The 24,939-nt window shown below is 62.8% G+C and carries 26 protein-coding genes, 1 tRNA gene and 1 pseudogene; 24 read left to right on the plus strand and 4 right to left on the minus strand.

What is annotated here, in order from left to right:
* Positions 1-18: 18 nt before the first annotated feature.
* Positions 19-933, minus strand: a complete 915-nt coding sequence (locus ACZYTC_RS07720) for a bifunctional helix-turn-helix transcriptional regulator/GNAT family N-acetyltransferase (protein WP_488989244.1) — start codon at positions 931-933, stop codon at positions 19-21.
* 157 nt (positions 934-1,090) lie between these two features.
* Here ACZYTC_RS07720 and ACZYTC_RS07725 point away from each other — a divergent pair, with 157 nt between their 5' ends.
* Positions 1,091-1,561 carry a type II toxin-antitoxin system RatA family toxin gene (locus tag ACZYTC_RS07725; protein WP_441771867.1) on the plus strand — a complete coding sequence of 157 codons (471 nt, stop codon included), beginning with the start codon at positions 1,091-1,093 and terminating at the stop codon, positions 1,559-1,561.
* On the opposite strand, the gene ACZYTC_RS07730 is transcribed toward ACZYTC_RS07725, so the two are convergent.
* Entirely contained in the window at positions 1,558-2,067 is a 510-nt protein-coding gene (locus ACZYTC_RS07730) for a CinA family protein (protein ID WP_441771866.1), read from the minus strand. The two genes, ACZYTC_RS07725 and ACZYTC_RS07730, sit on opposite strands and share 4 nt — an antisense overlap.
* A 27-nt stretch (positions 2,068-2,094) precedes the next feature.
* Positions 2,095-3,288, minus strand: coding sequence for a bifunctional 2-C-methyl-D-erythritol 4-phosphate cytidylyltransferase/2-C-methyl-D-erythritol 2,4-cyclodiphosphate synthase (locus ACZYTC_RS07735; RefSeq protein ID WP_434956640.1), 1,194 nt, complete (start codon positions 3,286-3,288; stop codon positions 2,095-2,097).
* 22 nt (positions 3,289-3,310) lie between these two features.
* Here ACZYTC_RS07735 and ACZYTC_RS07740 point away from each other — a divergent pair, with 22 nt between their 5' ends.
* The 7 genes from ACZYTC_RS07740 to ACZYTC_RS07770 all read left to right on the plus strand — a co-directional run bounded on the left by ACZYTC_RS07740 (position 3,311) and on the right by ACZYTC_RS07770 (position 9,390).
* Complete coding sequence (locus tag ACZYTC_RS07740) at positions 3,311-4,504, plus strand: Ppx/GppA phosphatase family protein (protein ID WP_441771865.1); 1,194 nt, start codon at positions 3,311-3,313, stop codon at positions 4,502-4,504.
* Positions 4,501-5,265, plus strand: coding sequence for an RlmE family RNA methyltransferase (locus ACZYTC_RS07745; RefSeq protein ID WP_434956638.1), 765 nt, complete (start codon positions 4,501-4,503; stop codon positions 5,263-5,265). The genes ACZYTC_RS07740 and ACZYTC_RS07745 overlap by 4 nt, the downstream gene beginning before the upstream one ends.
* 86 nt (positions 5,266-5,351) lie before the next feature.
* The gene (locus ACZYTC_RS07750) at positions 5,352-6,269 is read left to right on the plus strand and encodes an alpha/beta hydrolase family protein (protein WP_488989245.1); all 918 of its coding nucleotides are present in this window, start codon (positions 5,352-5,354) and stop codon (positions 6,267-6,269) included.
* Complete coding sequence (locus tag ACZYTC_RS07755; protein WP_488989246.1) at positions 6,266-6,409, plus strand: hypothetical protein; 144 nt, start codon at positions 6,266-6,268, stop codon at positions 6,407-6,409. Before ACZYTC_RS07750 ends, ACZYTC_RS07755 begins: the two co-directional genes overlap by 4 nt.
* A gap of 124 nt (positions 6,410-6,533) precedes the next feature.
* Positions 6,534-7,859 (plus strand): homoserine dehydrogenase, encoded by a 1,326-nt coding sequence (locus ACZYTC_RS07760; protein ID WP_488989986.1) that lies wholly within the window; start codon positions 6,534-6,536, stop codon positions 7,857-7,859.
* An 89-nt stretch (positions 7,860-7,948) separates the two neighbouring features.
* Positions 7,949-8,947, plus strand: coding sequence for a class II fructose-bisphosphatase (glpX, locus tag ACZYTC_RS07765; protein ID WP_488989247.1), 999 nt, complete (start codon positions 7,949-7,951; stop codon positions 8,945-8,947).
* A complete protein-coding gene (locus tag ACZYTC_RS07770; RefSeq protein ID WP_434956634.1) occupies positions 8,947-9,390 on the plus strand; it encodes a GNAT family N-acetyltransferase in 444 nt (147 codons plus the stop codon). The genes glpX and ACZYTC_RS07770 overlap by 1 nt, the downstream gene beginning before the upstream one ends.
* 28 nt (positions 9,391-9,418) lie before the next feature.
* Here ACZYTC_RS07770 and ACZYTC_RS07775 read toward each other — a convergent pair whose 3' ends face one another.
* Positions 9,419-10,492, minus strand: a complete 1,074-nt coding sequence (locus ACZYTC_RS07775; RefSeq protein ID WP_434956633.1) for a class I SAM-dependent methyltransferase — start codon at positions 10,490-10,492, stop codon at positions 9,419-9,421.
* Between the two features lie 410 nt (positions 10,493-10,902).
* Between ACZYTC_RS07775 and ACZYTC_RS07780 the strand changes: the two genes are divergently transcribed.
* From ACZYTC_RS07780 to nuoK, 16 genes and pseudogenes are all read left to right on the plus strand, one after another.
* Positions 10,903-11,709 (plus strand): glycosyltransferase family 2 protein, encoded by an 807-nt coding sequence (locus ACZYTC_RS07780; protein WP_441771862.1) that lies wholly within the window; start codon positions 10,903-10,905, stop codon positions 11,707-11,709.
* Between the two features lie 75 nt (positions 11,710-11,784).
* A complete protein-coding gene (locus tag ACZYTC_RS07785) occupies positions 11,785-11,976 on the plus strand; it encodes a DUF4089 domain-containing protein (RefSeq protein WP_434956631.1) in 192 nt (63 codons plus the stop codon).
* Positions 11,973-13,391 carry an AtzE family amidohydrolase gene (locus tag ACZYTC_RS07790; protein ID WP_488989248.1) on the plus strand — a complete coding sequence of 473 codons (1,419 nt, stop codon included), beginning with the start codon at positions 11,973-11,975 and terminating at the stop codon, positions 13,389-13,391. Before ACZYTC_RS07785 ends, ACZYTC_RS07790 begins: the two co-directional genes overlap by 4 nt.
* A gap of 130 nt (positions 13,392-13,521) precedes the next feature.
* Positions 13,522-14,199 (plus strand): COG3904 family protein, encoded by a 678-nt coding sequence (locus tag ACZYTC_RS07795; RefSeq protein ID WP_441771861.1) that lies wholly within the window; start codon positions 13,522-13,524, stop codon positions 14,197-14,199.
* A gap of 95 nt (positions 14,200-14,294) precedes the next feature.
* Positions 14,295-14,371: transfer RNA gene (locus ACZYTC_RS07800), tRNA-Asp, on the plus strand.
* Between the two features lie 480 nt (positions 14,372-14,851).
* Positions 14,852-15,217: an NADH-quinone oxidoreductase subunit A gene (locus ACZYTC_RS07805; protein ID WP_441771860.1), complete on the plus strand. Its 366-nt coding sequence runs from the start codon at positions 14,852-14,854 to the stop codon at positions 15,215-15,217.
* A complete protein-coding gene (locus ACZYTC_RS07810) occupies positions 15,208-15,795 on the plus strand; it encodes a NuoB/complex I 20 kDa subunit family protein (protein WP_149255038.1) in 588 nt (195 codons plus the stop codon). The genes ACZYTC_RS07805 and ACZYTC_RS07810 overlap by 10 nt, the downstream gene beginning before the upstream one ends.
* Before the next feature lie 11 nt (positions 15,796-15,806).
* A complete protein-coding gene (locus ACZYTC_RS07815; RefSeq protein WP_441771859.1) occupies positions 15,807-16,418 on the plus strand; it encodes an NADH-quinone oxidoreductase subunit C in 612 nt (203 codons plus the stop codon).
* Positions 16,419-16,504: 86 nt separating this feature from the next.
* Positions 16,505-17,692 (plus strand): NADH-quinone oxidoreductase subunit D, encoded by a 1,188-nt coding sequence (locus ACZYTC_RS07820; protein ID WP_434956626.1) that lies wholly within the window; start codon positions 16,505-16,507, stop codon positions 17,690-17,692.
* A 155-nt stretch (positions 17,693-17,847) separates the two neighbouring features.
* A pseudogene (gene nuoE, locus ACZYTC_RS07825) lies at positions 17,848-18,558 on the plus strand (NADH-quinone oxidoreductase subunit NuoE); the annotation flags it as partial.
* A 123-nt stretch (positions 18,559-18,681) separates the two neighbouring features.
* Positions 18,682-19,983 carry an NADH-quinone oxidoreductase subunit NuoF gene (gene nuoF / locus ACZYTC_RS07830; protein WP_441771858.1) on the plus strand — a complete coding sequence of 434 codons (1,302 nt, stop codon included), beginning with the start codon at positions 18,682-18,684 and terminating at the stop codon, positions 19,981-19,983.
* 276 nt (positions 19,984-20,259) lie between these two features.
* Entirely contained in the window at positions 20,260-22,338 is a 2,079-nt protein-coding gene (gene nuoG / locus ACZYTC_RS07835) for an NADH-quinone oxidoreductase subunit NuoG (protein WP_488989249.1), read from the plus strand.
* Positions 22,339-22,347: 9 nt separating this feature from the next.
* A complete protein-coding gene (gene nuoH / locus ACZYTC_RS07840) occupies positions 22,348-23,397 on the plus strand; it encodes an NADH-quinone oxidoreductase subunit NuoH (RefSeq protein ID WP_434956623.1) in 1,050 nt (349 codons plus the stop codon).
* Entirely contained in the window at positions 23,394-23,912 is a 519-nt protein-coding gene (nuoI, locus tag ACZYTC_RS07845) for an NADH-quinone oxidoreductase subunit NuoI (RefSeq protein ID WP_068282998.1), read from the plus strand. Before nuoH ends, nuoI begins: the two co-directional genes overlap by 4 nt.
* 103 nt (positions 23,913-24,015) lie before the next feature.
* Positions 24,016-24,624, plus strand: coding sequence for an NADH-quinone oxidoreductase subunit J (locus ACZYTC_RS07850; RefSeq protein WP_434956622.1), 609 nt, complete (start codon positions 24,016-24,018; stop codon positions 24,622-24,624).
* Positions 24,625-24,627: 3 nt separating this feature from the next.
* Positions 24,628-24,936, plus strand: a complete 309-nt coding sequence (gene nuoK / locus ACZYTC_RS07855) for an NADH-quinone oxidoreductase subunit NuoK (RefSeq protein WP_068282543.1) — start codon at positions 24,628-24,630, stop codon at positions 24,934-24,936.
* Positions 24,937-24,939: the final 3 nt, after the last annotated feature.

Genomic DNA, 24,939 nt, shown 5'->3' on the forward strand with positions numbered 1-24,939 from the left:
GCTCTTCGGCACCACGCTCTATAGATCCAGCGTCCAGGTCTGGCCGACGAGGTCCTTGCCGAAGGAATGGTGGCGGTTCTCCGCCGCCAGCTGGAAGCCTTCTGCCTGATAGATCTTCCTTGCCGCTATCAGGATGTCGTTGGTCCACAGTGTGAGCGAGGCATAGCCGAGCGCCCGGGCACGCTCGATGCAGGCGCGTACCAGCCTCTTGCCGAGCCCATGCCCGCGGGCGCTGGGGTCGACATAGAGCAGGCGCAGCTTGCCGATGGGGGCGCTGTCGCTCTTCATCAGGAAGATCGAGCCGACGATGCGCCCGTCGAGCTCGGCGATCCAGGCATCCTCGCGGGCCGGATCGAAATTGGCGACAAAATCACCCAGGATCGTGGCAACCAGCCCTTCATAGGTCCAGTCCCAGTCATATTCCTGGTGATAGAGCTGGGTCTGGCGATGGATGACCCAGCCAAGATCCCCGGGCCTGGGCTTGCGGAGAATGACCGGCTGCGGCGAAGGCTCTTTCACGTCGAGCAGCTTCTTGATCTCCTGCATGGCGCCGACGAGTTGACCGCGATCTCCCTCGCCGAGAGGGGAGAGCAACCTGTCGAGCTGCGCCGTGGTGCCGGCTTCGAGCTCGGCGAACGCATGGCGGCCGGCAGGAGATAGCGACAGGAGATCGCGGCGGGCATGCGCGGGATCGGTGCGGCTTTCCAGCAGGCCGTCGGCCTTCAGGCGCGCGACGATCCGGCTGAGATGCGCCTTGTCCATGTCGAGGCGCCGGCCGATGTCGGCGGCAGTTTGCTCCCCGCCGGCAGCGAGTTCGTAAAGCACGCGCGCCTCCGGCAAGGGGAAGGAACTGGCTGGCATGTGCCGATCGAGCAGGCGAAGCTTATGGGTATAGAAGCGGTTGAAATCGCGGATATCGTCGATGACGGACATGGGGGAGCCATTGAATGTTGACTAAGTCAACATTGTAATCCCTCGACGATTTGTCAAACGAAATCGCGAGTTGGTCTCGCCATCTCAAGCCGGAACGCCTCGATTAAACTGTTTTGCATGCCGTCCCTTGCCTATATGAAGGCATCGGAGTTTGATCATGCCTTCTTTCCGCACCACGCGCCGCGTCAAGCATTCGCCAGCCGACATGTTCGATCTGGTGGCCGATGTCGAAAAATACCCGCTCTTCGTGCCGCTCTGCTCGGCGCTGCGGGTTCGCAGCCGTCAGCCTCAGGACGACGGCCGGCTTGTCATGGTCGCCGACATGACGGTGGCCTACAAGTTGATCCGCGAAACCTTCGCCAGCCGCGTGACCATGGACAGGGACAAGCTGCAGATCCTCGTCGAATATCTCGATGGCCCCTTCAGCCATCTGGAGAACCGCTGGTCCTTTTTGGATGACGGGGCAGGAGGCTGCGTCGTCGAGTTCTTCATCGACTACAGCTTCCGCTCCCGCACCCTCGGCATGCTGATGGGCGCCATGTTCGAGGCCGCGTTCCGCCGTTTCGCCGAAGCCTTCGAGAAACGGGCTGACGTCGTCTATGGGCGCAAGGTGACCGCGGCGTCCTAGACGGCAATCCTGATCTCGCCAGCAAGTTTCAATAGGAGGTCGAGGGCCTGCTCTACGGCTTGCTTGCGGATTTCCGAACGCGACAGCTCACCGAAGCGGCGCTCCACATGCAGGCGTGGTCCCTGCTGGCTCCAGGCCGCGAAATGCACCAGGCCCACCGGCTTGGCGGCCGTGCCGCCACCAGGGCCGGCGACCCCCGTGACCGCAACCGCCAGTCCCGCCCGGGAATGCAGCACCGCTCCCTCGGCCATGGCGAAGGCGACGCTTTCGCTCACCGCGCCGTCACGCTCGATCAGGGCCGGCGATACGCCGAGCATCTGCGCTTTTGCCTCGTTGGAATAGGTGACGAAGCCGCGATCCACCACGTCGGACGAGCCGGGGATGGCGGTGAGGGCGCCGGCCACGAGACCGCCCGTGCAGGATTCCGCCGTTGCCACCATGAGGCCCTTGGCGCGGCAGGCAGCGAGCACCTTTGCGGCACGCTCGAAGAAGATCTCGTCATTCATGATGCGCTCTCCTTATGATGCTCCCGATCATCCCCAGGGGAGCCTTACGGTCGCCGACGCCATGGCGGCGATGCCTTCGCGTCGGCCGGTAAAGCCCAGGCCCTCGGTGGTGGTCGCCTTGACTCCCACCCGGTCGACGGCAATTCCGGCGATCTCGGCGATGCGCGCCCGCATGGCGTCTCGGTGCGGGCCGATCTTCGGTGCCTCGCACAGCAGCGTGACGTCGAGATGGGCGATGGCACCACCGCGCGCCCGTACCAGGCCAACGGCATGAGCCAGGAAACGATCGGACGAGGCTCCCTTCCATTGCGGATCGGAAGGAGGGAAATGCGAGCCGATATCGCCGTCTCCGATGGCACCCAGAATGGCGTCGGTCAGGGCGTGGAGGCCGACATCGGCATCCGAATGCCCCTTGAGCTTGCGGTCGTGGGCGATCTTCACGCCATTGAGCCAGACATGGTCGCCTTCGGCGAAAGCATGGACGTCGAAGCCTGTTCCCGTTCGGACATCGCCGAGGGCTGCCAATTCGTTGGCTGCCCGTTCCGCGCGCTGGAAGTCGCTTTCGGTCGTCAGTTTCATGTTGGTTGCTTCGCCTTCGAAGATATGGAGAGGATGGCCGGCCCACTCGGCGACCGCGCCATCGTCGGTCAGTGTCTCGATGCCGGCTTCCGCTGCCGCGAGATGGGACGACAGGATCAGGTCGAAGCCGAAGGCCTGCGGTGTCTGTACAGCCCGCAGCAGGCTGCGTTCCGGCGTCGCCTTGACCCTGCCGTCCAGGTCGATCTGTTTGATGGTATCGGTGACCGCCAGCCCCGGCACGGCTGCCCCGTGCGCTCGGGCCGCCTCGATGGCCCGGTCGATCAAGGCGGGGCTGGCGAAGGGGCGTGCCGCGTCGTGCAGCAGCACGATGTCGGGCCTGTCGCCGATAAGTGCCTTCAGGCCCGCCAGACAGGACGCCTGCCGGGTGCTGCCGCCGAGAACCCAGCCGGCCTGCTTGCTGATTCCCGCAGAGCTTGCCGTAAAGAACGCCTCGTCTCCCGCGCCGATCACCGTGACGATGCTGTCGATGGCAGGATGCTGCTCGAAAAGGGCGAGGGTGCGGGCGAGGACGGTTCGTCCGCCCAACAGGCGATACTGCTTGGGAACGGCGCCGCCGACACGCGATCCGCGTCCCGCTGCGACGATCAGCGCTGCTACGCGCAACTTGGCTGGAGCCTTCATGATCTTGATAACACGAACATAGATGGAATTCTTTCTCGCCACCGGCGCGGAACTTGTTACACTCGTAGACGAAGTGGCGAAATGCCTGTGGCGCAGGAAAATTGCGACCGGGCAGGGTCAAGGTAGTATTTTGGTGGATCGAAGTTTGGAGGCACAAGCGCCTCGGTCGAGTGAGGGTGCACATCTGCCCGTGCCGCAATTCCGGCAAGGAGAACAGCCGCGCCGTCACCACACCTATGCCGCGCTTGATCTTGGCACCAATAATTGCCGCCTTCTGGTTGCGCGCCCGACGGGAGAAGGATTTCGCGTCATCGACGCCTTCTCTCGCATCGTGCGGCTAGGCGAGGGGCTGGGAGCCAGTGGCAGCCTGCATATCAACGCCATGGGCCGGGCTGTCGATGCCTTGGCTGTCTGTGCCCAGAAGATGCGGGATCGCCGCGTTGACCGGGCAAGGTTGATCGCCACCGAGGCCTGCCGTGCGGCCGATAACGGCCTGCTGTTTGTCGAGCGCGTGCTGAAGGAAACCGGGCTCGACCTCGAAATCGTCGACCGGGAGACCGAGGCCAGGCTCGCAGCCGCAGGCTGCATTCCCTTGATCGATCGCAATCTCGACGGTGTGGTGCTTTTCGATATTGGCGGCGGCTCCTCCGAGATCGTCTGGCTCGACATCGATCCGGCCGATCGGAACCGGCAGCCCAAGGTGCGTGGCTGGACGTCGCTCCCCGTCGGGGTGGTGACGCTCTCCGAACGCCATGGCGGCGTCAGGGTGACGCGCGAGAGTTTCGAGCGCATGGTGGACGATGTTTCGACCATGCTGGCCTCATTCTCGCACCGGGAGGCCATCGCCAAGCGGGTCAAGCGCCTGCATTTGCTGGGCACCTCGGGCACGGTGACTACCATGGCCGGCATTCATCTCGAACTGCCGCGCTATGATCGGCGTCGGGTGGATGGCTTGTGGATGTCGCGCGGCGAGATCGACGACGTGCTCGAACGCCTGCTGGATATGACCTATGAGGAGCGCGTCGCCAATGCCTGTATCGGCCCGGAGCGGGCCGATCTGGTGATGGCCGGATGCGCCATTTTCGAGGCCATTCGGCGGGCTTTTCCCTGTGAACGATTGCGCGTGGCCGATCGGGGCCTGCGCGAAGGATTATTGGTGCAGATGATGCAGGAGGATCGCGTCTGGCGTCACAACGGTGCGGGGCGCAACCCGTGAGTGGTGGAGCAGGCAAGGGCGGTGGTCCCGGCAAAGGCAAGAACAGTTCCGGCCGGGGCAGTGGCGCGCGTGAACTGGGCGTTCGGCTGAAGACGGCACGGGGACGGACACATTCCTCGCAACTCTGGCTCGAGCGCCAGCTCAACGACCCCTATGTCGCCCGCGCCAAGCGGGAGGGACGGCGTTCGCGCGCGATCTACAAGCTGATCGAGATCAACGACAAGGCCAAGCTCCTCAAGCCCGGCCAGCGTGTGCTCGATCTCGGCGCGGCCCCTGGCGGGTGGTCCCAACTGGCGGCGGAGATCACCGATTCCGTCAATGGCCGCGGCAAGGTGGTGGCGATCGACCTCCTGCCCATCGATCCCATTCCAGGCGTCGATTTCGAGCAGATGGACTTCATGGACGATGCCGCGCCCGACCGGTTGAAGGCGATGCTCGGCGGCCCCGCCGATCTCGTCCTGTCCGACATGGCCGCCAATACGGTCGGCCATCGTGCCACGGATCATCTGCGCATCATTGCGCTGGTGGAAGCGGCGGCGTATTTCGCCGTAGAGGTACTGGCCCCAGGCGGGGCTTTCCTCGCCAAGGTCTTCCAGGGCGGTACCGAAGGCGATGTCCTGACCCTTCTCAAGCGCGACTTCGCGGTGGTGAAACACCTGAAACCGGCGGCGAGCCGCGCGGGTTCGAGCGAGATGTATGTGCTGGCGACCGGGTTTCGGGGGAGGGGCCCTTCGGCCGATCGAGAGACCGGCAACGCCTGAGCGGAAGTTCTCTCTATCTCTTCGCGAAAGAATCGCCATGATTGCCGCTATCAAGGCACGGAAACGGTATCTTCGGAATCGCTGGCATGGCTTGCCGCCCACGACTGACGCGCCGATCATTCCTTGCAGCCTCTGCGGCCTCGTTCCTGCCCTTCGAGGCGAAGGCGGTGTCCACCTCTCCGGCACTGCCGCCGCTGGTCACGCGTGATTACGCGCTGGATCGCCAGAGTTTCCGCAGCCATCTCCTCAAGTCAGGTCCGGCGCCTGATCACGGCGATGTTTTGACGGAACCCCCACGCGGAGCCCAGATTCTACCTTATCGATCGGGCTCCCTCGACCTGCTGGCCTGGCGATCTCGACCAGACGGAAAGGGCGGCAGGAAACCGGCGGTCCTCTTCCTTCATGGCGGCAATGCGCTGGGGCTCGGCCACTGGGAACTGGCCAGGCCTTACCTCCAGGCCGGCTATGTGGTGATGGTACCGGCCTTCCGGGCGGAGAATGGGCAGAGGGGAGCCTTTTCGGGCTTTTACGATGAGAGCGCCGACGTATTGGCGGCCGCCGAGGTGCTGGTGGCCCAATCCGACGTCGATCCTTCGCGGCTCTTCGTTTGCGGCCACAGCGTCGGCGGCACACTGACGCTGCTTGCCGCCCTCAGCAGCGGCGGCTTTCGCGGTGCCTCCTCCTTCTCGGGCAATCCCAGTGCTTTTGCCTTTTTCAAGCGTTTTCCCGAGGATATCCGCTTCGATACGGACGACTCGCGTGAATTCGAGATGCGTTCGGCGGTCTGTTATGCCCCGAGCTTCAAATGCCCGGTTCTCATCCAGCACGGCACGGCAGAGGTGCACATTCAGGACATGTCGGTGCTGACGGAGCGGCGCGCAAAGGCTGCCGGGCTGCCGGTCGAGCACGCCGCCGTTCGCGGCGACCATTTCTCGGCGCTGCCGGAAGAGACGATGCGCAGCCTGGCCTTCTTCGCCAGGTTGGGAAGCGGGCGCGCCGGATGAGCGGCCTGATCAATCACTATCGCGATATGGCGCGTAACAATGCCTTTTCCAACGCCAGCCTGCTCAAGGCATGCTGCCGGCTCAGCGATGATCGCGACCTGCGCAATGAGGCTGCGCGCCATTTCGATGCCGGTGCCTGAAGGCTGCCTTTTGGTGCTCTATCCACCAAAGTTGGAAAGTTCATCGCGAGAAATCCCTGTCTGGATGACTTGATCCCGGCAGCGTGCCATTGCACAAGTGCGCAATCTCTAGTTCGGACTGATGATGGCTGATCCTCTTAAAATCGGTATTGCCGGCCTTGGCACCGTCGGTGCCTCCACCATTCGCCTTCTCGATCGTCGTGCCAATGCGCTTGCCGCCAGTTGCGGCCGGGGCGTGACGGTCACCGCCGTTTCCGCCCGTTCGCGAACGCGCGACCGCGGCTTGCCGATGGAGCGCTTTCGCTGGTTCGACAATCCGGTCGAGCTGGCTCGCGATCCCGGCATCGATGTCTTCGTCGAATTGATGGGCGGCGAGGAGGGAGCAGCGCATGAGGCGGTGAAGGCGGCCCTCGATGCCGGCAAGTCGGTGGTAACGGCCAACAAGGCTCTGCTGGCGCGCCATGGCTTTGATCTCGCCAGGCGGGCAGAGGAGGCCGGCGTCGCTCTTAATTTCGAAGCAGCCGTTGCCGGCGGCGTGCCGATCATCAAGACGCTGCGCGAGGCGCTTATCGGCAACAATATCGATCGCGTCTACGGCATCCTGAACGGCACCTGCAACTACATCCTGACCAAGATGGAGGCCGAGGGCCTGTCTTTCGACGCCTGCCTGAAGGAGGCTCAGCGCCTGGGCTATGCCGAAGCCGACCCCACCTTCGATATTGGCGGCTTCGATACCGCCCATAAGCTGGCTCTGCTCACCAGCCTGGCCTTCGGCACGCAGGTGAATGCCGATGCCATCCATGTCGAGGGTATCGAGCGCATCACCACCGAGGATCTGCTGGCCGCCGACGAACTTGGCTATCGCGTCAAGCTACTCGGAGTCGCCACCCGTTCCGAAGCAGGTGTGGAGCAGCGTGTTCACCCCACCATGGTGCCGAAGTCGACCCCGATCGCGCAGGTCAACGGCGTCACCAATGCGGTGGCTGTTGATGCCGATGCCGTTCCGGAACTGACCCTGGTCGGCCCCGGCGCGGGCGGCGAGGCTACGGCCTCTGCGGTGGTCGGCGATATTGCCGATATCGCGCGAGGACAGGCCGTAGCACCGTTCGGACGCAAGACCGGTGATCTCGAGCCGCTGCCGGCGGCCGCCATGCAGGCCCACAAGGGCGGTTATTATGTCCGCCTTTCGGTGGCGGACAGGCCGGGCGCGGCGGCGGGCATCGCCACCCGCATGGCCGAACGCGGGATTTCGCTGGAATCGATCGTGCAGAAACACCGGGGCGGCAGGGTCTATGGCGGCGACGACCCGAGCAAGGTCGCCGGCGCGGTGCCCGTCATCCTCATTACCTACGCCACGACCGAGGCGGATATTCGCGGCGCCGTCGACGCCATGGTTTCCGATGGCTACATCGTGGAAACGCCGCAATTGATCCGCATCGAGCGCGAATAAGCAACATCTCAGGGCGTGTCGTCAGTTATGGTTTGACCTCGTCAAACGCCAAACCATAACTGACGACACGCCTAACAACGGAGGAAGCCATGTCGGAGATTATTCAGGTCAACCCGACGGATGTCATTGAGCGCATCCTTTCCCTTGAACTGGTTCGTGTGACCGAACGCGCCGCCGTTGCCTCGGCATTGCTGCGTGGAAGAGGGGATGAAAAGGCCGCAGACAAGGCGGCTGTCGACGCCATGCGGCGCGAGCTCAACAAGATGCCGATCGACGGTACCGTCGTCATCGGCGAGGGTGAGCGCGACGAGGCGCCGATGCTGTTCATCGGCGAAAAGGTCGGCAATGGCCTTGGCCCCAAGGTCGACATCGCCGTCGATCCGCTGGAAGGCACCACGCTCTGCGCCAAGGACATGCCGGGTTCGATCGCCGTGATGGCGATGGCCTCGGCCGGTTCGCTCCTCAACGCGCCGGACGTCTATATGGACAAGATCGCCATCGGGCCCGGTTATGCCGAAGGCATCGTCGATCTCGACGCCAGCGTGGAAGACAATCTGCATGCCCTGGCCAGGGCCAAGGGCGTCAAGCCGCGCGAACTGACCGCGCTGGTGCTCGATCGTCCGCGCCACGCCCCGATCATCGAGGCGATCCGCAAGGTCGGCGCTTCGATTCGCGTCATCACCGACGGCGACGTCGCGGGAGTCATCTTCACCACCAATGCCCACGAGACCGGCATCGACATCTATCTGGGCATCGGCGGTGCTCCGGAAGGCGTGCTGGCGGCTGCGGCACTGCGCTGCGTCGGCGGCCAGATGCAGGCCCGTCTCATCCTCGACACCGAGGCCAAGCGTGAGCGCGCCCTGAAGATGGGCGTCACCGATCCGGCCCGCAAATACAAGATGGAGGAACTCGCCTCCGGGGACGTCATCGTTGCCGCGACCGGCGTGACCGACGGGGCTCTGCTCCAGGGCGTGAAGTTCCGCGGGCCCGTGATCACCACCGAGACGGTGATCTACCGTTCGCTCAACGGCACGGTGCGCCGCATCCATGGCGAACATCGCCAGATGTCGAAATTCAATCTCGACTGATGGATATTCGTGCGCTCACGGCCGAGGAACGCCCTGCCTGGGAACCGCTCTGGCAGGGTTACCTCACTTTCTACAAGGCGTCGGTGCCCGAGGAGACGACGGCACTGACCTGGGCACGATTCCACGATCCCGCCGAGCCGATGTCCGTCTATGGCGCCTTCATCGACGGCCGGCTTGCCGGCATCGTGCACCTGATCCTGCATCGCTCGACCTGGACGCCGGGCCCCTATTGCTATCTGCAGGACCTGTTCACCGCCGAATGGGCGCGCCGCCAAGGCGTCGCCCGCGGATTGATCGAATGGTCCTATCAGGAAGCCACGCGCTGGGGTGCCAGCCGCGTCTATTGGCTGACGCACGAAACCAATGTGGAAGCGCAAGCCGTCTATGACCAGGTGGCATCCCGATCGGGCTTCATCCAGTACCGCAAGATGCTGCCGGCCTGAACGGCCGGCCGGCTTCATCCCGCTCTGGTTACGGCCTCGCTTCGAGGATGAGATTGAACGGTGTTTCCGTTGCACGGCGGAAGCGGGTGAAACCGGCTTCCGCCGCCACCTTGCGCAGCCGAGCCTCCCCGGCTTGCGCGCCGAGCGCCAGGCCGACTTCCTGGTCGAGTGAGGCCGGCGTGCAGATCACGGTGGAAGCGGCGTAGTAGATACGCCCGACCGGATTGAAATTGTCCTCGAGCCTGTCATTGGCGAAGGGTTCCACCAGCATGCAGGTGCCTTCAGGGGCCATCGTCGTCCTGACGTGGCGCAAGGCTCCGACAGGATCACCCATGTCGTGCAGGCAATCGAAGAAACAGACGAGATCGTAGCCGTGCGCCGGCACCGTCTTGGCCGTGCTCACCTCAAAGGTGACACGGTCGGCCATTCCCGCGGCTGCGGCGGCACTTCTGGCGTCTTCGATCGAGCCGGGGTGATAGTCGAAGCCGTGGAAGCGCGAATTGGGGAAGGCGCGAGCCATGATCATGGTCGAGACGCCGTGTCCGCAGCCGATATCGGCAACGCTCGCGCCTTGCTCCAGTTTTTCAACCACGCCGTCCAAGGCGGGCAGCCATTCCTGCACGAGATGGTGGCGATAGGCGGTGCGGAAAAAACGGGCCGTGCCGCAGAACAGGCATTTGTTCCGCTTGTCCCAGCCGACCCCCTTGCCAGTCCGGAACGCATCGGAGATGGCCGGTTCGTCTCGCAAGGTCGCGGCGACAAGATCGCCGACAGCACCCAGAAAGACGGGGCTGTCTTCATCGGCAAAGACCGCGGCCTGCTCCGGCTGCATGGAAAAGCGGCCGGTCCCGGGATCATAGTCCACATAGTCGGATGCGGCTTGCGCGGCGAGCCATTCGCGTATGTAACGCTCGGAGGTCCCGGTCTTCTCGGCGAGTTCCTGAGATGTCATCGGCCCGGCCTCTGCGAGGGCCTTGTAGAGGCCGAGCTTGTCGCCGATGAGGAGCAGCGACGCATTTATCGCGGCGCCGACATCGCCGAGCATCTTGCCCATGAAGGCGTTGAGCTTGTCGGGGTCTATCGTTCTATTCTGTACGGCCATCGCTGCTCTCCTGTCGTTGGATGCGGCCGTCGTCGGCATTCCAATCGGATTCCCTCGGCGATGCGGTCCTTGCGTGTTTCGTTTCGAGGCAGGCATGAGGCATCACTGCCGGGTGACAGCGATCTGCGACTTGAACCGTGAAATTGGCGACGCCTGAACTGGCTCGATCACGAGACGAGAGCGAAGGCTTGCATGACGCCTGCGCCGGGAACCCAAGCCGGCGACGATGACATCTTCGTCCTTGCGGGATCTTTCGTTACAACCATACCTTGTGCGCGATGAATAATACCACAGCAAGATGAGCGCTGCTCTTGGCCATTAGGCGGATGCCGCAACGTCGGGATGGACAAAATCCCGGGGTTCCGGTCGACGGGCTGGTCATTTTTCGAGGCATCGATTAGATCACCGCCATGTCGCCACCCGCATCACCATCCGGGCTGCCGGGCCCGCCGCCATTGTCCGTCTTCATCATCGCCTTCAACGAGGCCGATCGCATCGGCGCGACGATTGAAGCGGTGCGCGCCCTGACGGATGATCTCGTCGTGGTCGATTCAGGATCGACCGACGGCACGCAGGCGATCGCCGAGAAGCTCGGCGCCAAGGTGATCCACAATGCCTGGCCCGGCTATGGTCCGCAAAAGCGCTTCGCCGAAACGCAATGCCGCCACAACTGGATCCTCAATATCGACGCGGACGAGGTTGTGTCCTCGCAGCTTGCGGCCGAGATCCGCACCCTGTTCTCGGGCAGCGGCCCTCAGGCCGATGGGTACGAGATCAACATCGCGGAGGTCTTTCCGGGGGAAAGGGAGCCTCATCGCTGGGGATACACGTTGGCGCCGGTGCGGCTCTATCGATTCGATCGCGGCCGCTATGCCGATTCGACCGTGCACGATCGCGTGCATTTCAACGATCAGCCGAGAATCGCACGGCTCAAGGGGCGCATTCATCATTATTCGATTCGCTCGCTCGGCGACGAAATTGCCAAGTTGAATGCCTATACCGAGCAACAGGCCGAAGATCTCGACAAGAGAGGAAAGACACTCGGCAGTTGGCGGATTCTGACCGAGTTCCCCCTCAACTTCCTGAAGGCCTATATTGTACGCCGTCATTTCGTACGCGGCCTCTACGGCATCGCGACGGCGACGAACTATGCCTATTTCCGGTTTCTTCGCCTGGCCAAGCATATGGAGAGGCGTCGCCTGCGCAAACTTCGGTGATGCCCTATCATTTGGCTTGTCTTCGCGAGATGAAGGAGGGACAGTCCGCCTACATCCTTCTCGAGGGGCGATGCGATGAGCGACAAACCCGAATTCGATGCGCAGGCGGTCATCGATGCGATGGCACCGATGATCGGAATCGAAGTCGATCCTGATTTTCGTGAAGGCGTCGCCGCCAATCTGAAATTGACTGCCGAATTGGCGCAACTGGTGCTGTCTTTCCCGATCGAGGACAGCAATCAGCCCGCTGCGGTTTTCGAAGCATGACAAGCCTGCTCGATCAGGGCTGCTCGCCGCAACTGGGCGTTCTGGAAATCTCCTCCGGCATCCGCAGCGGCCGCTTCACTGCCCGCGCGGCGATCGAACACAGCCTCGCGCGAATCGAACGCCTGGATGGCAAAGTGGGGGCCTTTACCGCTGTGCTCACCGAGCGCGCACTGGCACGGGCCGATGCCATCGATGCCCGCCATTCCGCCGGCAAGCCGGTCGGGGCCCTGGCAGGCGTCCCCTTCGCCGTGAAGAACCTCTACGACATCGCCGGTATCGTCACACTCGCGGGTTCCAGGATCAACCGGGACAATCGGCCGGCCACCCGGGATGCGACGCTGATCGAGCGCCTGGAAGGGCAGGGGGCGATCTGCGTGGGCGCGCTCAACATGAGCGAATACGCCTATGATTTCACCGGCCAGAACCCGCATGGGGCGCCTTCCCGAAATCCCCACGCACTCGATCATCTGGCCGGCGGATCCTCCAGCGGCCCGGCCAGCGCGGTGGCGGCAGGCTTCGTACCCCTGGCCCTGGGCAGCGACACCAATGGAGCGATCCGTGTGCCGGCCTCTCTGTGTGGGCTGTTCAGCCTGAAGCCGACCTATGGTCGACTTAGCCGCGCACGCAGTTTTCCTTTCGTCGCCAGCCTCGATCACATGGGCCCGCTGGCACGCTCGGCCCGCGACCTCGCCTTCGCCTATGATGCCATGCAGGGGCCCGATCCCGACGATCCAAGCTGTGCTCAACGCCCGGCGCAGCCGGCCCTGTTCGAACTCGGCCGGGGGATCGAGGGGCTGCGTATCGCCGTGGCCGACGGTTACTTTCATCCAGAAGGCAATCGCGATGCTATCGAGGCCGTACGGCGCTGCGCCAAAGCGCTCGACGCCAGCGAGACCGTCGAGATCCCCCAGGCAGCGATAGCCCGCGCTGCCGCCTTCCTGATCACCATTACCGAGAGTGGAGGACTGCATCGCGAAAGGCTGCGCGTGCGCGCCAAGGATTTTGCGCCGGCCGTGCGGGACCGCTTGATCGCGGGCAACATGGTGCCAGCGACCTGGGTAACAGCGGCGCATCACTTTCGGCATTGGTTCCAAGCGGAGATGCATCGCATCTTCGAACGAATCGATCTGATCCTGGCACCGGCCACGCCCTGCCGAGCCCCCAGAATCGATGCGACCACTATCGAGATCGGTGACCAGACTATGCCGCTTCGTGCGAATCTCGGGCTGTTTACCCAACCGATTTCCTTTATTGGATTGCCCGTGGTTACGGTGCCGCTCTGGAGCGAGGGCGAGAGACTCCCGATTGGCGTTCAGATCATCGCTCCCGCCTGGCGGGAGGATCTGGCCTTGCGGGCTGCCTGGGCGCTGGAAACGGCAGGGGTCGTGCGGGCACCGGTCGCCGATATCGAATAGAGTCCGATCCGCTAGGCTATGGCGTTTTGGCGGAATCGCCAGGAAACGCAAAGACGCGTAGGACCTACAGAGTGAGAGCAAACAAACGTTTCCGTCCAAACGCGCTTTGCTCGAAGGAAAAGCAGACATAATGATTGGTTCTTTGTTGCGTGCCATCGGGTTGGGGGCACTTGCGATGGGGCTATGCTGGGCCGCCCTGTCGCAGTCGGCATCCGCCGCCGCCATGGACTTCAAGGTGGTGAGCCTGTCCTTCGGCTCCAAATGCGGCAAGCGCTGTCCCAGCCTGATGGTCGCCAATGGCGAGATGACGAGCGGCACGGTGCAGCGTTTCATCGCCTTCGCTCAACAGGCCTCGAAACTCGGCACCAGCAATGTGCTGATCATCGATTCGCCCGGTGGCCATCTGGTCGAAGGCGTCAATCTGGGCCATGTGCTGCGGAAATTGCGCACGAGCGTGTTCGTTGGACGCGTGATCACGCTGGGCGGGCAGACAATTGCGGTCAACGGCTCCTGCATGTCGGCCTGTGTCTATGCGCTGATGGGCGGCAATAAGCGATTCGTCACGGCCGGATCGCGAGTCGGCGTGCATCGCGAATATCTGCCCAACAGTTCCGGCAGCGATCCGCTCTCGGTCCTGCGCAGCACGAGGCGATTCCCGGAAGTGACGCAGATGCTGCGCGACTACTCGAAAAGAATGGGCGTGAACCCCGCTTTGATCGATCTCGCGGAGCGATATGGCGTCGGAAGCATCCGGATTCTGACGCCGGAGGACATCAAGCGCTTTCGGCTGGCGCGCATTGCGAACTGAATTTGCAGTGCGTTGCGAAATGTCGCTTGACACTGCGCGGGTGGCCCTCTAATCACCGCGCCACGCCAGCACGGTTCGCCGCCGCTGGCGGAGACGGGGGAGTAGCTCAGTTGGTTAGAGCGTCGGCCTGTCACGCCGAAGGTCGCGGGTTCAAGTCCCGTCTCTCTCGCCATTTGTGACAAAAAGCCAGCCTTCGGGCTGGCTTTTGCATTTTCAGCCCGACAATACGCAAGGCGGTCGGTTGCAGGCATATGGCTCCTTGCAACTCATATCGGCTATGCGCCAAGATCATGCCAGAATCGCCCGATATTCTGCCGCAGTGCGGTAGGAATCTCTTGGCTGGAACGCTTCCAAGCTTGCGCCTCCCATAGCCGTGGTTTAAGGCTCGCTGCAGGTCGTTCACGACGCAGCATGATGGTGGTTTTCCAAAGCGCTGTAGAGGGATGACCGGTGTGAGCGCCGCTGTCGAAGCGCGCCCATACTCGTATCGTCCAAACGTGGTGGCCCCGAGTTCAAGCGCTCCCGGTCGATCACAGCTGGAGCAACGTGCGTCTCAGCGAAAACGCCGCATTGCTCCAACTCTTTGTCTCGACGCGTCTTTGCGATTCCTGGTGAGCCCACCAAATCGCAAGCCGCTTTAGGGTTCGTGCTGATGGACAACCTTCTCGCCGGCTATCTGCCGCTTATCATCTTCATCGGGGTCTCGGCCGTCATTGGCCTGGCGCTTCTGGTGGCGCCCTTCCTCGTGGCGTATCAGCGCCCGGACCCGGAAAAACTTTCCGCCTATGAGTGCGGGTTCAACGCCTTCGACGACGCGCGTATGAAGTTCGACGTGCGCTTCTATCTGGTGTCGATCCTGTTCATCATCTTCGACCTCGAAGTGGCATTCCTGTTCCCCTGGGCGATCAGTTTCAAGGAGGTTGGCCTGTTCGGCTTCACCTCGATGATGATTTTCCTGGCCGTGCTGACCATCGGCTTCGTTTATGAGTGGAAGAAGGGCGCGCTCGAATGGGATTGAACCTGGACACAGCCGGCGGCACGCTGGTGGCGCCGGCGCCCAAGGGCATCATCGACCCGAACACCGGCAAGCCGGTCGGTTCGACCGATCCGTTTTTCGTGGACATCAACGCTGAGCTGGCCGATCGCGGCTTCCTCGTCACCTCGGCCGACAACCTGATCAACTGGGCCCGCACCGGCTCGCTGATGTGGATGACCTTCGGCCTTGCCTGCTGCGCGGTCGAGATGATGCAGGTCTCGATGCCCCGTTACGACGTCGAGCGCTTCGGCTTCGCGCCGCGCGCCTCGCCTCGGCAGTCCGACGTGATGATCGTGGCGGGCACCCTGACCAACAAGATGGCGCCGGCCCTGCGCAAGGTCTATGACCAGATGCCAGAGCCGCGTTACGTGATCTCGATGGGTTCCTGCGCCAATGGCGGGGGCTACTACCACTACTCTTATGCGGTCGTGCGTGGCTGCGATCGCATCGTGCCCGTTGACATCTACGTGCCCGGCTGCCCGCCCACTGCGGAAGCGCTGCTCTATGGCGTGCTGCTGCTGCAGAAGAAGATCCGCCGTACCGGCACTATCGAGCGTTGAGCGGAGCTGACATGGCAAATTCGCAAACCCTGCAGGAGATCGGCGAGGCGCTTCAAGTTGCCTTTCCGCAAGCCGTGTCTGGCCTGGTCCACGCCTTCGGCGAACTGACCGTCAGCACGGATGCAGACAACATCCTGGCTGTTCTCAAGCATCTGCGTGATGATGCCGGCTCGCGCTTCGTGTCGATCATCGATGTTTGTGGAGCCGACTATCCGGCTCGCGAGAAGCGCTTCGATGTGGTCTATCATCTGCTTTCGCCGACCAAGAACGTGCGCATTCGCGTGAAGCTGGAGACGGACGAGGCGACCCCGGTGCCCTCGGCTATCGAGCTGTTCCCCGGCGTGCTCTGGTTCGAGCGCGAAGCCTACGATCTCTACGGCATCCTGTTCACCGGCCATCCCGACCTGCGCCGGCTCCTGACCGACTACGGCTTTGACGGCCACCCCCTGCGCAAGGACTTCCCGATGACCGGGTTTGTCGAGGTGCGCTGGGACGACGAAGCCAAGCGCGTGGTCTACGAGCCCGTCAGGCTCAACCAGGAATTCCGCAACTTCGATTTCCTGTCGCCATGGGAAGGCACCGATTACGTGCTGCCCGGCGACGAGAAGGCGAAGGCGAGCTGACGCGTTCCCGCGCGCCGGATCAGGACTAGCAAGACTCTCGAAATGGCTCCGAACAAGCTGGCCAACTCGGAAAGTTTGGAAACGACATGAACGACCAACCGCATCTGCGCAATTTCGCGATCAATTTCGGCCCGCAGCATCCGGCGGCGCACGGCGTGTTGCGTCTGGTCATGGAGCTGGACGGCGAGGTGGTCGAGCGTGTCGATCCCCATATCGGCCTGCTGCATCGCGGTACCGAGAAGTTGATCGAAGCCAAGACCTTCATGCAGGCCATTCCCTATTTCGATCGGCTCGATTACGTCGCGCCGATGAATCAGGAGCATGCCTATTGCCTGGCCATCGAACGCCTGCTTGGCTTGGAAGTGCCCAGGCGTGGCCAGCTTGTCCGCGTCCTTTATTCCGAGATCGGCCGCATCCTCTCGCATCTGCTCAACGTCACTACGCAAGCCATGGATTGTGGTGCGCTGACCCCGCCACTGTGGGGCTTCGAAGAGCGCGAGAAGCTGATGATCTTTTACGAGCGTGCCTCGGGCAGCCGCATGCATGCCGCCTATTTCCGCGCGGGCGGCGTCCACCAGGACCTGCCGCCGGAACTGATCGACGACATCGAGGCCTTCTGCGATCCCTTCCTCAAGGTTTGCGACGACCTTGAGGGGCTGCTCACCGACAACCGCATCTTCAAGCAGCGTAATGTCGATATCGGCATCATCGCTTTGGATGACGCCTGGGCATGGGGCTATTCGGGTGTGATGGTGCGTGGCTCGGGCGCCGCCTGGGATCTGCGCAAGTCGCAACCCTATGAATGCTATTCCGAGCTCGATTTCGACATTCCGATCGGCAAGAACGGCGACAATTACGATCGCTACTGCATCCGCATGGAAGAGATGCGCCAGTCGGTCCGCATCATGAAGCAATGCTGCGCGCTTTTGCGTACGACGAGCGGGCCGGTTTCTGCCGCCGACAACAAGGTCGTGCCGCCCAAGCGCGGCGAGATGAAGCGTTCGATGGAAGCGCTCATCCATCATTTCAAGCTCTACACCGAGGGCTATCACGTGCCTGCCGGCGAGGTTTACGCGGCCGTCGAAGCGCCCAAGGGCGAATTTGGCGTCTATCTAGTCTCCGACGGCGGCAACAAGCCCTATCGCTGCAAGATCCGCGCACCAGGGTTTGCGCATCTACAGTCGATGGACTGGCTGTGCCGTGGCTACATGCTGGCCGACGTCTCCGCCATTCTGGGTTCTCTCGACATCGTGTTCGGCGAAGTCGATCGTTGATTTCTTAGGTTGCAGCCGGCCTTGAACCGGCTGCAAAAGCGTCTTGTGATTTGAGGGGATCACCACGAATCGCAAAGACGCGTCGAAACCAGAAGTGAGAGTAGAAGGGCGTTTGCCAAAACGCGCTTTGCTCTAGCAGTTAAAGAGGAATGCGCATGTCCGTCCGCAGGCTCGCGCCCCAGGAACTCCAGCCGGCAAGCTTTGCCTTCACGCCCGAAAACGAGGCGTGGGTGGACAAGCAGATCGCCAAATATCCGCCCGGCCGCCAGGCTTCGGCGGTGATTCCGCTGTTGTGGAAGGCGCAGGAGCAGGCCGGTGGCTGGGTATCCCAGGCGGCGATCGAGGTGGTCGCAGCCCGTCTCGACATGCCCAAGATCCGCGTTCTGGAAGTCGCGACCTTCTACACCATGTTCGCGCTGGAGCCGGTCGGCAAACATTTCATCCAGCTCTGCGGCACGACGCCCTGCCAATTGCGTGGCGCCGGAGCCATCCGGGACGTGGTCAAGAAGCGCATCGGTCCCGAGCGTCATGTGACGGATGACGGCAAGTTCTCTTGGCTCGAGGTCGAATGCCTGGGCGCCTGCTGCAATGCACCAATGGTGCAGATCAATGCCGATTTCTACGAGGATCTCACCCCCGAGATCATGGAACGCATCATCGACGATCTTGCCGCCGGCAAGGAAGTGAAGCCCGGGCCGCAGAATGGCCGCTTCTCGTCCGAGCCGGAAGGCGGCGCCCAGACCCTGACAGACCCGTCGCTCTATGACGGCTCGATGATCGGTTCCTGGAAGCAACGCCTGGCCGAGGAAAAGACCAAGCTGGAAGCTGCCAAGGCAGCGGCGGTCGAGGCCGCCGCGGCGGCGCCGGCCAAATCGTGACTTTTAACAGGGCAGGGGCTGGGATGACCGGCTCCTTTCCGACGACGTGTTCTGCCGCAAGCCTTGCATCGGCGACAGGACGATCCCCGTTCTCAGATATCCGGATCCGCCATGCTTGCTGATCGCGACCGCATCTTCACCAATCTCTACGGCCTCCAGTCGCCCGGACTGCAGGCGGCCATCAAGCGTGGCTCGTGGGATGGCACCAAGCAAATCCTCGAGATGGGGCAGGACTGGATCATCAACGAGATGAAGGCCTCGGGGCTCAGGGGCCGCGGCGGCGCAGGCTTTCCGACCGGCCTGAAATGGTCGTTCATGCCCAAGAAGTCCGATGGGCGGCCGAACTATCTCGTCGTCAATGCCGACGAGTCCGAGCCCGGCACCTGCAAGGACCGCGAGATCATGCGGCATGATCCGCAGCATCTGGTCGAAGGCTGCCTGATCGCCTCCTTCGCCATGAATGCGCATGCCTGCTACATCTATATTCGCGGCGAATATATCCGCGAGCGCGAGGCTCTGCAGCGCGCCGTGGACGAGGCCTATGAGGCCGGCCTGATCGGCAAGAACAACAAGAACGGCTGGGATTTCGACCTCTACGTTCATCACGGTGCCGGCGCCTATATCTGCGGCGAAGAGACCGCGCTGCTCGAAAGCCTCGAAGGCAAGAAGGGCATGCCGCGCATGAAGCCGCCCTTCCCGGCGAATATGGGCCTCTATGGCTGCCCGACCACGGTGAACAATGTCGAGTCGATTGCCGTCGCCCCGACGATCCTGCGCCGCGGCGCAGGCTGGTTCGCTGGCATCGGCAATCCCAACAATGTCGGCACCAAGCTCTTTTGCGTGTCGGGGCATGTGAACAAGCCCTGTAATGTCGAAGAGGCGATGGGCATTCCGTTCCGCGAACTGATCGAGCGCCATTGCGGCGGCATCCGTGGCGGCTGGGACAATCTGAAGGCCGTGATCCCGGGTGGTTCGTCGGTGCGCATGGTGCCGGCCGAGCAGATCATCGATACTCCGATGGACTTCGACTCGCTGTCGAAGCTGCGCTCTGGCCTGGGCACCGCCGCAGTCATCGTGATGGACAAGTCCACCGACGTGGTGCGGACGATCGCGCGGCTTGCCTATTTCTACAAGCATGAGAGCTGCGGCCAGTGCACCCCTTGCCGCGAGGGCACGGGCTGGATGTGGCGCGTGCTCACCCGCATGGCCGATGGCCGCGCCCAGAAGCGCGAGATCGACATGCTGCTCGACGTCACCAAGCAGGTCGAAGGGCATACGATCTGTGCGCTCGGCGATGCGGCGGCCTGGCCCATCCAGGGCCTGATCACCCATTTCCGTCATGAGATCGAAGCGCGCATCGATCAGTATGCCGCCAACCCCCATTCCGATCCTGTCCTGCAGGCGGCGGAATAACAGGCCGGCTTCCGCCGGTTACAATCTACCAAGGCAAAAAGCGTTTTAGCGAAAACGCACTTTGCTCTGGCTCGTTGATCGAACGCGTTTTGCGATTCTAGGTGACTTCACCAAATCGCAACACACTTTGGGCCGGAATCGTCTCCCGTTTCCGGCCTGTCACAGCGCTGAATTTTCGTTTCGCGATGTTGATCGCGGCACTGAATTTTGCGAAGTCGAGTTTGGAAAGAGTCTGGACTGCGTCTTGCATTCCAGGCCTGATCGTCAAGGTTATCCATGGCCAAGTTGATCGTCGACGGACAGGAAATCGAGGTCCCGGCGGAGTACACACTCCTCCAGGCCTGTGAGGTCGCGGGTGCAGAGATCCCGCGTTTCTGCTTCCACGAGCGCCTGTCGATTGCCGGCAATTGCCGCATGTGTCTGGTCGAGGTGAAGGGCGGTCCGCCCAAGCCCACGGCCTCCTGCGCCATGGCGGTACGAGACCTCCGTCCTGGCCCGAATGGCGAGCCGCCGGTGGTGCTCACCAAGAGCCCTATGGTCAAGAAGGCTCGCGAAGGGGTGATGGAGTTCCTGCTCATCAACCATCCGCTGGACTGCCCGATCTGCGATCAGGGCGGTGAGTGCGACCTGCAGGACCAGGCCATGGCCTACGGCGTCGACAAGAACCGCTATGCCGAGAACAAGCGTGCGGTCGAGGACAAATATATCGGCCCGCTGGTCAAGACGGTGATGAACCGCTGCATCCATTGCACGCGTTGCGTCCGCTTTACCACTGAGGTGGCCGGCGTCTCCGAACTCGGCGCCATCGGCCGTGGCGAAGATATGGAGATCACCACCTATCTCGAAAAGGCGATGAGTTCCGAACTGCAGGGCAATGTCATCGATCTCTGCCCGGTCGGCGCCCTGACCTCCAAGCCCTATGAATTCCATGCCCGTCCCTGGGAGCTTTCCAAGACCGAATCCGTCGACGTGATGGATGCGGTGGGCTCCGCCATCCGCATCGATGCGCGCGGGCGGGAAGTGCTGCGCATCGTGCCGCGCACCAATGAACTGGTGAACGAGGAGTGGATCTCCGACAAGACCCGCTTCATCTGGGACGGCCTGCGCACCCAGCGCCTCGACCGACCCTATCTGCGTGTCGACGGTCGCCTGAAGCCTGTGAGTTGGCAGGAGGCCTTTGCCGCCATCGCGACCAAGGTGAAGGCAGCCAAGCCTGAGCGCATCGGCGCCATCGCCGGCGATCTCGCCGCGGTGGAAGAGCTGTTCGCGTTGAAGGATCTCATCGGCAAGCTCGGTTCCAGGAACCTCGATGCCCGCCAGGACGGCGCCAAGATTGATCCCGCTTTGGGCCGGACCAGCTACCTTTTCAACCCGACGATCGCTGGTCTCGAAGAGGCGGACGCGATCCTGCTGGTCGGCACCAATCCGCGCAAGGAAGCGTCGGTCCTCAATGCCCGCATCCGCAAGCGCTGGTTGCGCGGCGTCAAGGTTGGCCTGATCGGTGAACAGGCCGATCTGACCTATGGCTATGATTATGTCGGAGCCGGCCCCGATACCCTGGCCGAGCTGGCTGCCGGCAAGGGCTCGTTCGCCGACCTGCTGAAGGGGGCGGCCAAGCCCGTCATCATCGTGGGCGGCGGCGTCTATGCGCGCGCCGACGGTGCGGCCCTGCTTTCGCTGGCCGCGAAGGCAGCCCAGGCCCTCGGCGTGGTCAAGGACGGCTGGAACGGCTTCGGCGTGCTGCACAATGCAGCCTCGCGCGTGGGAGCGCTCGATGTCGGCTTCGTGCCGGGGGAGGGCGGTCTCGATGCAGCCGGCATGGCTAGGGACGGGGCACTCGACGTGCTCTTCCTGCTCGGCGCCGACGAGGTCACCATCGAACCGGGCGCCTTCGTGGTCTATCAGGGCAGCCACGGTGACCGCGGCGCGCATCGTGCCGATGTGATCCTGCCGGCGGCAGCCTATCCGGAACGCTCGGGCCTGTTCGTCAACACCGAAGGGCGGGTCCAGCTTGCCAACCGCGCGGCGTTCCCGCCGGGTGAGGCGCGCGAGGACTGGGCGATCCTGCGGGCGCTCTCTGAAGCGCTCGGCGCCAAACTCGGCTACGACTCGCTCGGTGCCTTGCGCAAGACCTTGTTCGCGGCCATTCCCCATCTCGGCCGGATCGGCGAAGTCGCCGCCGGCGATGCCTCCGGCGTGACGGCCCTGGCGGGACTTGGGGGAGACGTCGACAAGTCGGCCTTCGCGGCAGCGATCAGCGATTTCTATTTGACCAACCCCATCGCGCGCGCTTCGGCCGTGATGGCGCAGTGTTCGCAGTTCGCCTCGGGCGCGCTGCCGCTGGCGGCGGAATAAGGACGGGCCATGACGATCTGGGAAACACTGCTCTGGAAGGTCGGCCTGCCGCTGGTGCAAAGCCTGGTGCTGCTGGTCTGCCTGCTTGTCTTCATCGCCTATTATCTGCTGGCCGACCGCAAGGTCTGGGCGGCCGTGCAGCTGCGACGCGGGCCCAACGTGGTGGGTCCGTGGGGGCTGTTCCAGTCCTTCGCCGACCTGCTCAAATTCGTGCTCAAGGAGCCGGTGATCCCGGCAGGCGCGAACAAGGGCGTCTTCCTGCTTGCCCCCTTCGTGACCTGCGTGCTCGCCCTGGCGGGCTGGGCGGTGCTGCCGGTGGCGGCCGGCACCATGATCGCCGACATCAATGTCGGCGTCCTCTACGTCTTCGCCATCTCCTCGCTCGGCGTCTACGGCACCATCATGGCGGGCTGGGCCTCGAACTCGAAATATCCCTTCCTTTCAGCCCTGCGCGCCGCCGCCCAGATGGTGTCCTATGAAGTCTCCATCGGCTTCGTCATCATCACCGTGCTGCTTTGCGCCGGTTCGCTGAACCTGACGGCCATCGTCGACGCTCAGCAGAGCCGCGGCCTCGCCAGCCTGATCGGTCTGCCCTGGCTGACCTTCCTGAACTGGTACTGGCTGCCGCTCTTCCCGATGTTCATCATCTTCTTCATCTCGGCCCTGGCCGAGACGAACCGGCCGCCCTTCGACCTGGCCGAAGCCGAGTCCGAACTCGTGGCCGGCTTCATGGTCGAATACGCCTCGACGCCTTACCTGCTGTTCATGCTGGGCGAGTATGTGGCGATCATGACCATGTGCGCCCTGACCACCATCCTGTTCATGGGTGGCTGGAGCGCGCCGATCGATCTGCCGCCCTTCACCTGGATCCCGGGCTTCATCTGGTTCCTGGTCAAGGTGACCTTCGTATTCTTCATGTTCGCGATGGTAAAGGCTTTCGTGCCGCGCTACCGCTATGACCAGCTGATGCGTCTCGGCTGGAAAGTCTTCCTGCCGCTGTCGATCGCCATGGTCGTGATCGTTGCTGGCTTCCTCCAGATCACCGGATGGGCACCATGACCGCCGCCAATCCCAGCCGGCCGCGTGTCGGTCTCGATCAGGCCGCCAAGGCCCTGTTCCTGAAGGAATTCGTTTCGGCCTTCTTCCTGTCGATGCGCTATTTCTTCAAGCCGAAGGCGACGCTGAACTATCCTTTCGAAAAGGGACGGTTGTCGCCGCGCTTCCGGGGTGAGCACGCCCTGCGCCGTTATCCCAACGGCGAGGAACGCTGCATCGCCTGCAAATTGTGCGAGGCGATCTGCCCGGCCCAGGCCATCACCATCGAGGCCGGCCCGCGCGGCAATGACGGTACGCGGCGGACCACCCGCTACGACATCGACATGGTCAAATGCATCTATTGCGGCTTCTGCCAGGAAGCCTGCCCGGTGGATGCCATCGTCGAGGGGCCGAACTTCGAGTTCGCCGTCGAGACGCGCGAAGAGCTGTTCTATGACAAGGATCGTCTTCTGGCCAATGGTGACCGCTGGGAGCGGGAAATCGCCAAGAATATCGCCAAGGACGCGCCTTATCGCTAGGCACCGAGCGGACCTGCGGGGCCGAGTTTGTTTGTAGTGCTTCAGCCACGCTGAAGCGGTTGAGACTAGACGGCACGGAAACGAGCCGGAGAGGGGTTTGAACATGAATGTGGCGACAGCCTTCTTCTACCTGTTCGCCTTTGTTTGCGTGGCATCGGCCTTGATGGTCATCCTGTCGCGCAACCCTGTGCATTCGGTGCTCTATCTGATCCTGGCCTTCGTCAACGCGGCCGGCCTGTTCATGCTCACCGGGGCCGAGTTCCTCGCGCTGATCCTGATCGTGGTCTATGTCGGCGCCGTCGCCGTGCTCTTCCTCTTCGTGGTGATGATGCTTGACGTCGATTTCACCGAATTGCGGCAGGGCTTCCTGCAATATCTGCCGATCGGTTTCCTGGTCGGCCTGATCGTGCTGATCGAACTCCTGATGGTGGTGGTCGGCTGGGCGATCTCCCCCGGCATCGTCGTCAATCCGCAGACGCAGATCGACACCTCCGTCACCAACACCGAGGCGCTCGGACGCGTGCTCTACACGCACTATGTCTTCTTCTTCCAGGGCGCCGGGCTGGTGCTGCTGGTGGCCATGATCGGCGCCATCGTGCTGACGCTGCGCCACAAGGAAGGCGTCAAGCGCCAGAATCCGGCCTTGCAATCGGCGCGCACCAAGGCGCAGTCGGTAGAGGTCGTCAAAGTTCAGCCAGGGCAGGGGATCTGACACATGGCCGTCGATCTTTCCCATTTTCTCGCCGTTGCCGCCGTTCTCTTCACCATCGGCGTGCTTGGGATTTTCATCAACCGCAAGAACGTCATCGTCATCCTGATGTCGGTGGAACTCATCCTGCTTGCGGTGAACATCAATATGGTCGCCTTCTCCGCGGCGCTGCATGACATTACGGGCCAGGTCTTCACCCTGCTGATCCTGACGGTCGCCGCCGCCGAGGCTGCGATCGGTCTTGCCATTCTGGTGGCGTTCTACCGCAACCGCGGTTCGATCGCCGTCGAAGATATCAACGTGATGAAGGGCTGAGGG

The organism is Labrys sp. F242 (genome assembly GCF_057813875.1).

What these genes read in the sequence shown, in the direction of transcription:
- ACZYTC_RS07720 (WP_488989244.1), bottom strand. Translation starts at nt 933, where the DNA reads ATGTCCGTCATCGACGATATCCGCGATTTCAACCGCTTCTATACCCAT.
- ACZYTC_RS07725 (WP_441771867.1), top strand. Translation starts at nt 1,091, where the DNA reads ATGCCTTCTTTCCGCACCACGCGCCGCGTCAAGCATTCGCCAGCCGAC.
- ACZYTC_RS07730 (WP_441771866.1), bottom strand. Translation starts at nt 2,067, where the DNA reads ATGAATGACGAGATCTTCTTCGAGCGTGCCGCAAAGGTGCTCGCTGCC.
- ACZYTC_RS07735 (WP_434956640.1), bottom strand. Translation starts at nt 3,288, where the DNA reads ATGAAGGCTCCAGCCAAGTTGCGCGTAGCAGCGCTGATCGTCGCAGCG.
- ACZYTC_RS07740 (WP_441771865.1), top strand. Translation starts at nt 3,311, where the DNA reads ATGGAATTCTTTCTCGCCACCGGCGCGGAACTTGTTACACTCGTAGAC.
- ACZYTC_RS07750 (WP_488989245.1), top strand. Translation starts at nt 5,352, where the DNA reads ATGGCTTGCCGCCCACGACTGACGCGCCGATCATTCCTTGCAGCCTCT.
- ACZYTC_RS07755 (WP_488989246.1), top strand. Translation starts at nt 6,266, where the DNA reads ATGAGCGGCCTGATCAATCACTATCGCGATATGGCGCGTAACAATGCC.
- ACZYTC_RS07760 (WP_488989986.1), top strand. Translation starts at nt 6,534, where the DNA reads ATGGCTGATCCTCTTAAAATCGGTATTGCCGGCCTTGGCACCGTCGGT.
- glpX (WP_488989247.1), top strand. Translation starts at nt 7,949, where the DNA reads ATGTCGGAGATTATTCAGGTCAACCCGACGGATGTCATTGAGCGCATC.
- ACZYTC_RS07770 (WP_434956634.1), top strand. Translation starts at nt 8,947, where the DNA reads ATGGATATTCGTGCGCTCACGGCCGAGGAACGCCCTGCCTGGGAACCG.
- ACZYTC_RS07775 (WP_434956633.1), bottom strand. Translation starts at nt 10,492, where the DNA reads ATGGCCGTACAGAATAGAACGATAGACCCCGACAAGCTCAACGCCTTC.
- ACZYTC_RS07780 (WP_441771862.1), top strand. Translation starts at nt 10,903, where the DNA reads ATGTCGCCACCCGCATCACCATCCGGGCTGCCGGGCCCGCCGCCATTG.
- ACZYTC_RS07785 (WP_434956631.1), top strand. Translation starts at nt 11,785, where the DNA reads ATGAGCGACAAACCCGAATTCGATGCGCAGGCGGTCATCGATGCGATG.
- ACZYTC_RS07790 (WP_488989248.1), top strand. Translation starts at nt 11,973, where the DNA reads ATGACAAGCCTGCTCGATCAGGGCTGCTCGCCGCAACTGGGCGTTCTG.
- ACZYTC_RS07795 (WP_441771861.1), top strand. Translation starts at nt 13,522, where the DNA reads ATGATTGGTTCTTTGTTGCGTGCCATCGGGTTGGGGGCACTTGCGATG.
- ACZYTC_RS07805 (WP_441771860.1), top strand. Translation starts at nt 14,852, where the DNA reads ATGGACAACCTTCTCGCCGGCTATCTGCCGCTTATCATCTTCATCGGG.
- ACZYTC_RS07810 (WP_149255038.1), top strand. Translation starts at nt 15,208, where the DNA reads ATGGGATTGAACCTGGACACAGCCGGCGGCACGCTGGTGGCGCCGGCG.
- ACZYTC_RS07815 (WP_441771859.1), top strand. Translation starts at nt 15,807, where the DNA reads ATGGCAAATTCGCAAACCCTGCAGGAGATCGGCGAGGCGCTTCAAGTT.
- ACZYTC_RS07820 (WP_434956626.1), top strand. Translation starts at nt 16,505, where the DNA reads ATGAACGACCAACCGCATCTGCGCAATTTCGCGATCAATTTCGGCCCG.
- nuoF (WP_441771858.1), top strand. Translation starts at nt 18,682, where the DNA reads ATGCTTGCTGATCGCGACCGCATCTTCACCAATCTCTACGGCCTCCAG.
- nuoG (WP_488989249.1), top strand. Translation starts at nt 20,260, where the DNA reads ATGGCCAAGTTGATCGTCGACGGACAGGAAATCGAGGTCCCGGCGGAG.
- nuoH (WP_434956623.1), top strand. Translation starts at nt 22,348, where the DNA reads ATGACGATCTGGGAAACACTGCTCTGGAAGGTCGGCCTGCCGCTGGTG.
- nuoI (WP_068282998.1), top strand. Translation starts at nt 23,394, where the DNA reads ATGACCGCCGCCAATCCCAGCCGGCCGCGTGTCGGTCTCGATCAGGCC.
- ACZYTC_RS07850 (WP_434956622.1), top strand. Translation starts at nt 24,016, where the DNA reads ATGAATGTGGCGACAGCCTTCTTCTACCTGTTCGCCTTTGTTTGCGTG.
- nuoK (WP_068282543.1), top strand. Translation starts at nt 24,628, where the DNA reads ATGGCCGTCGATCTTTCCCATTTTCTCGCCGTTGCCGCCGTTCTCTTC.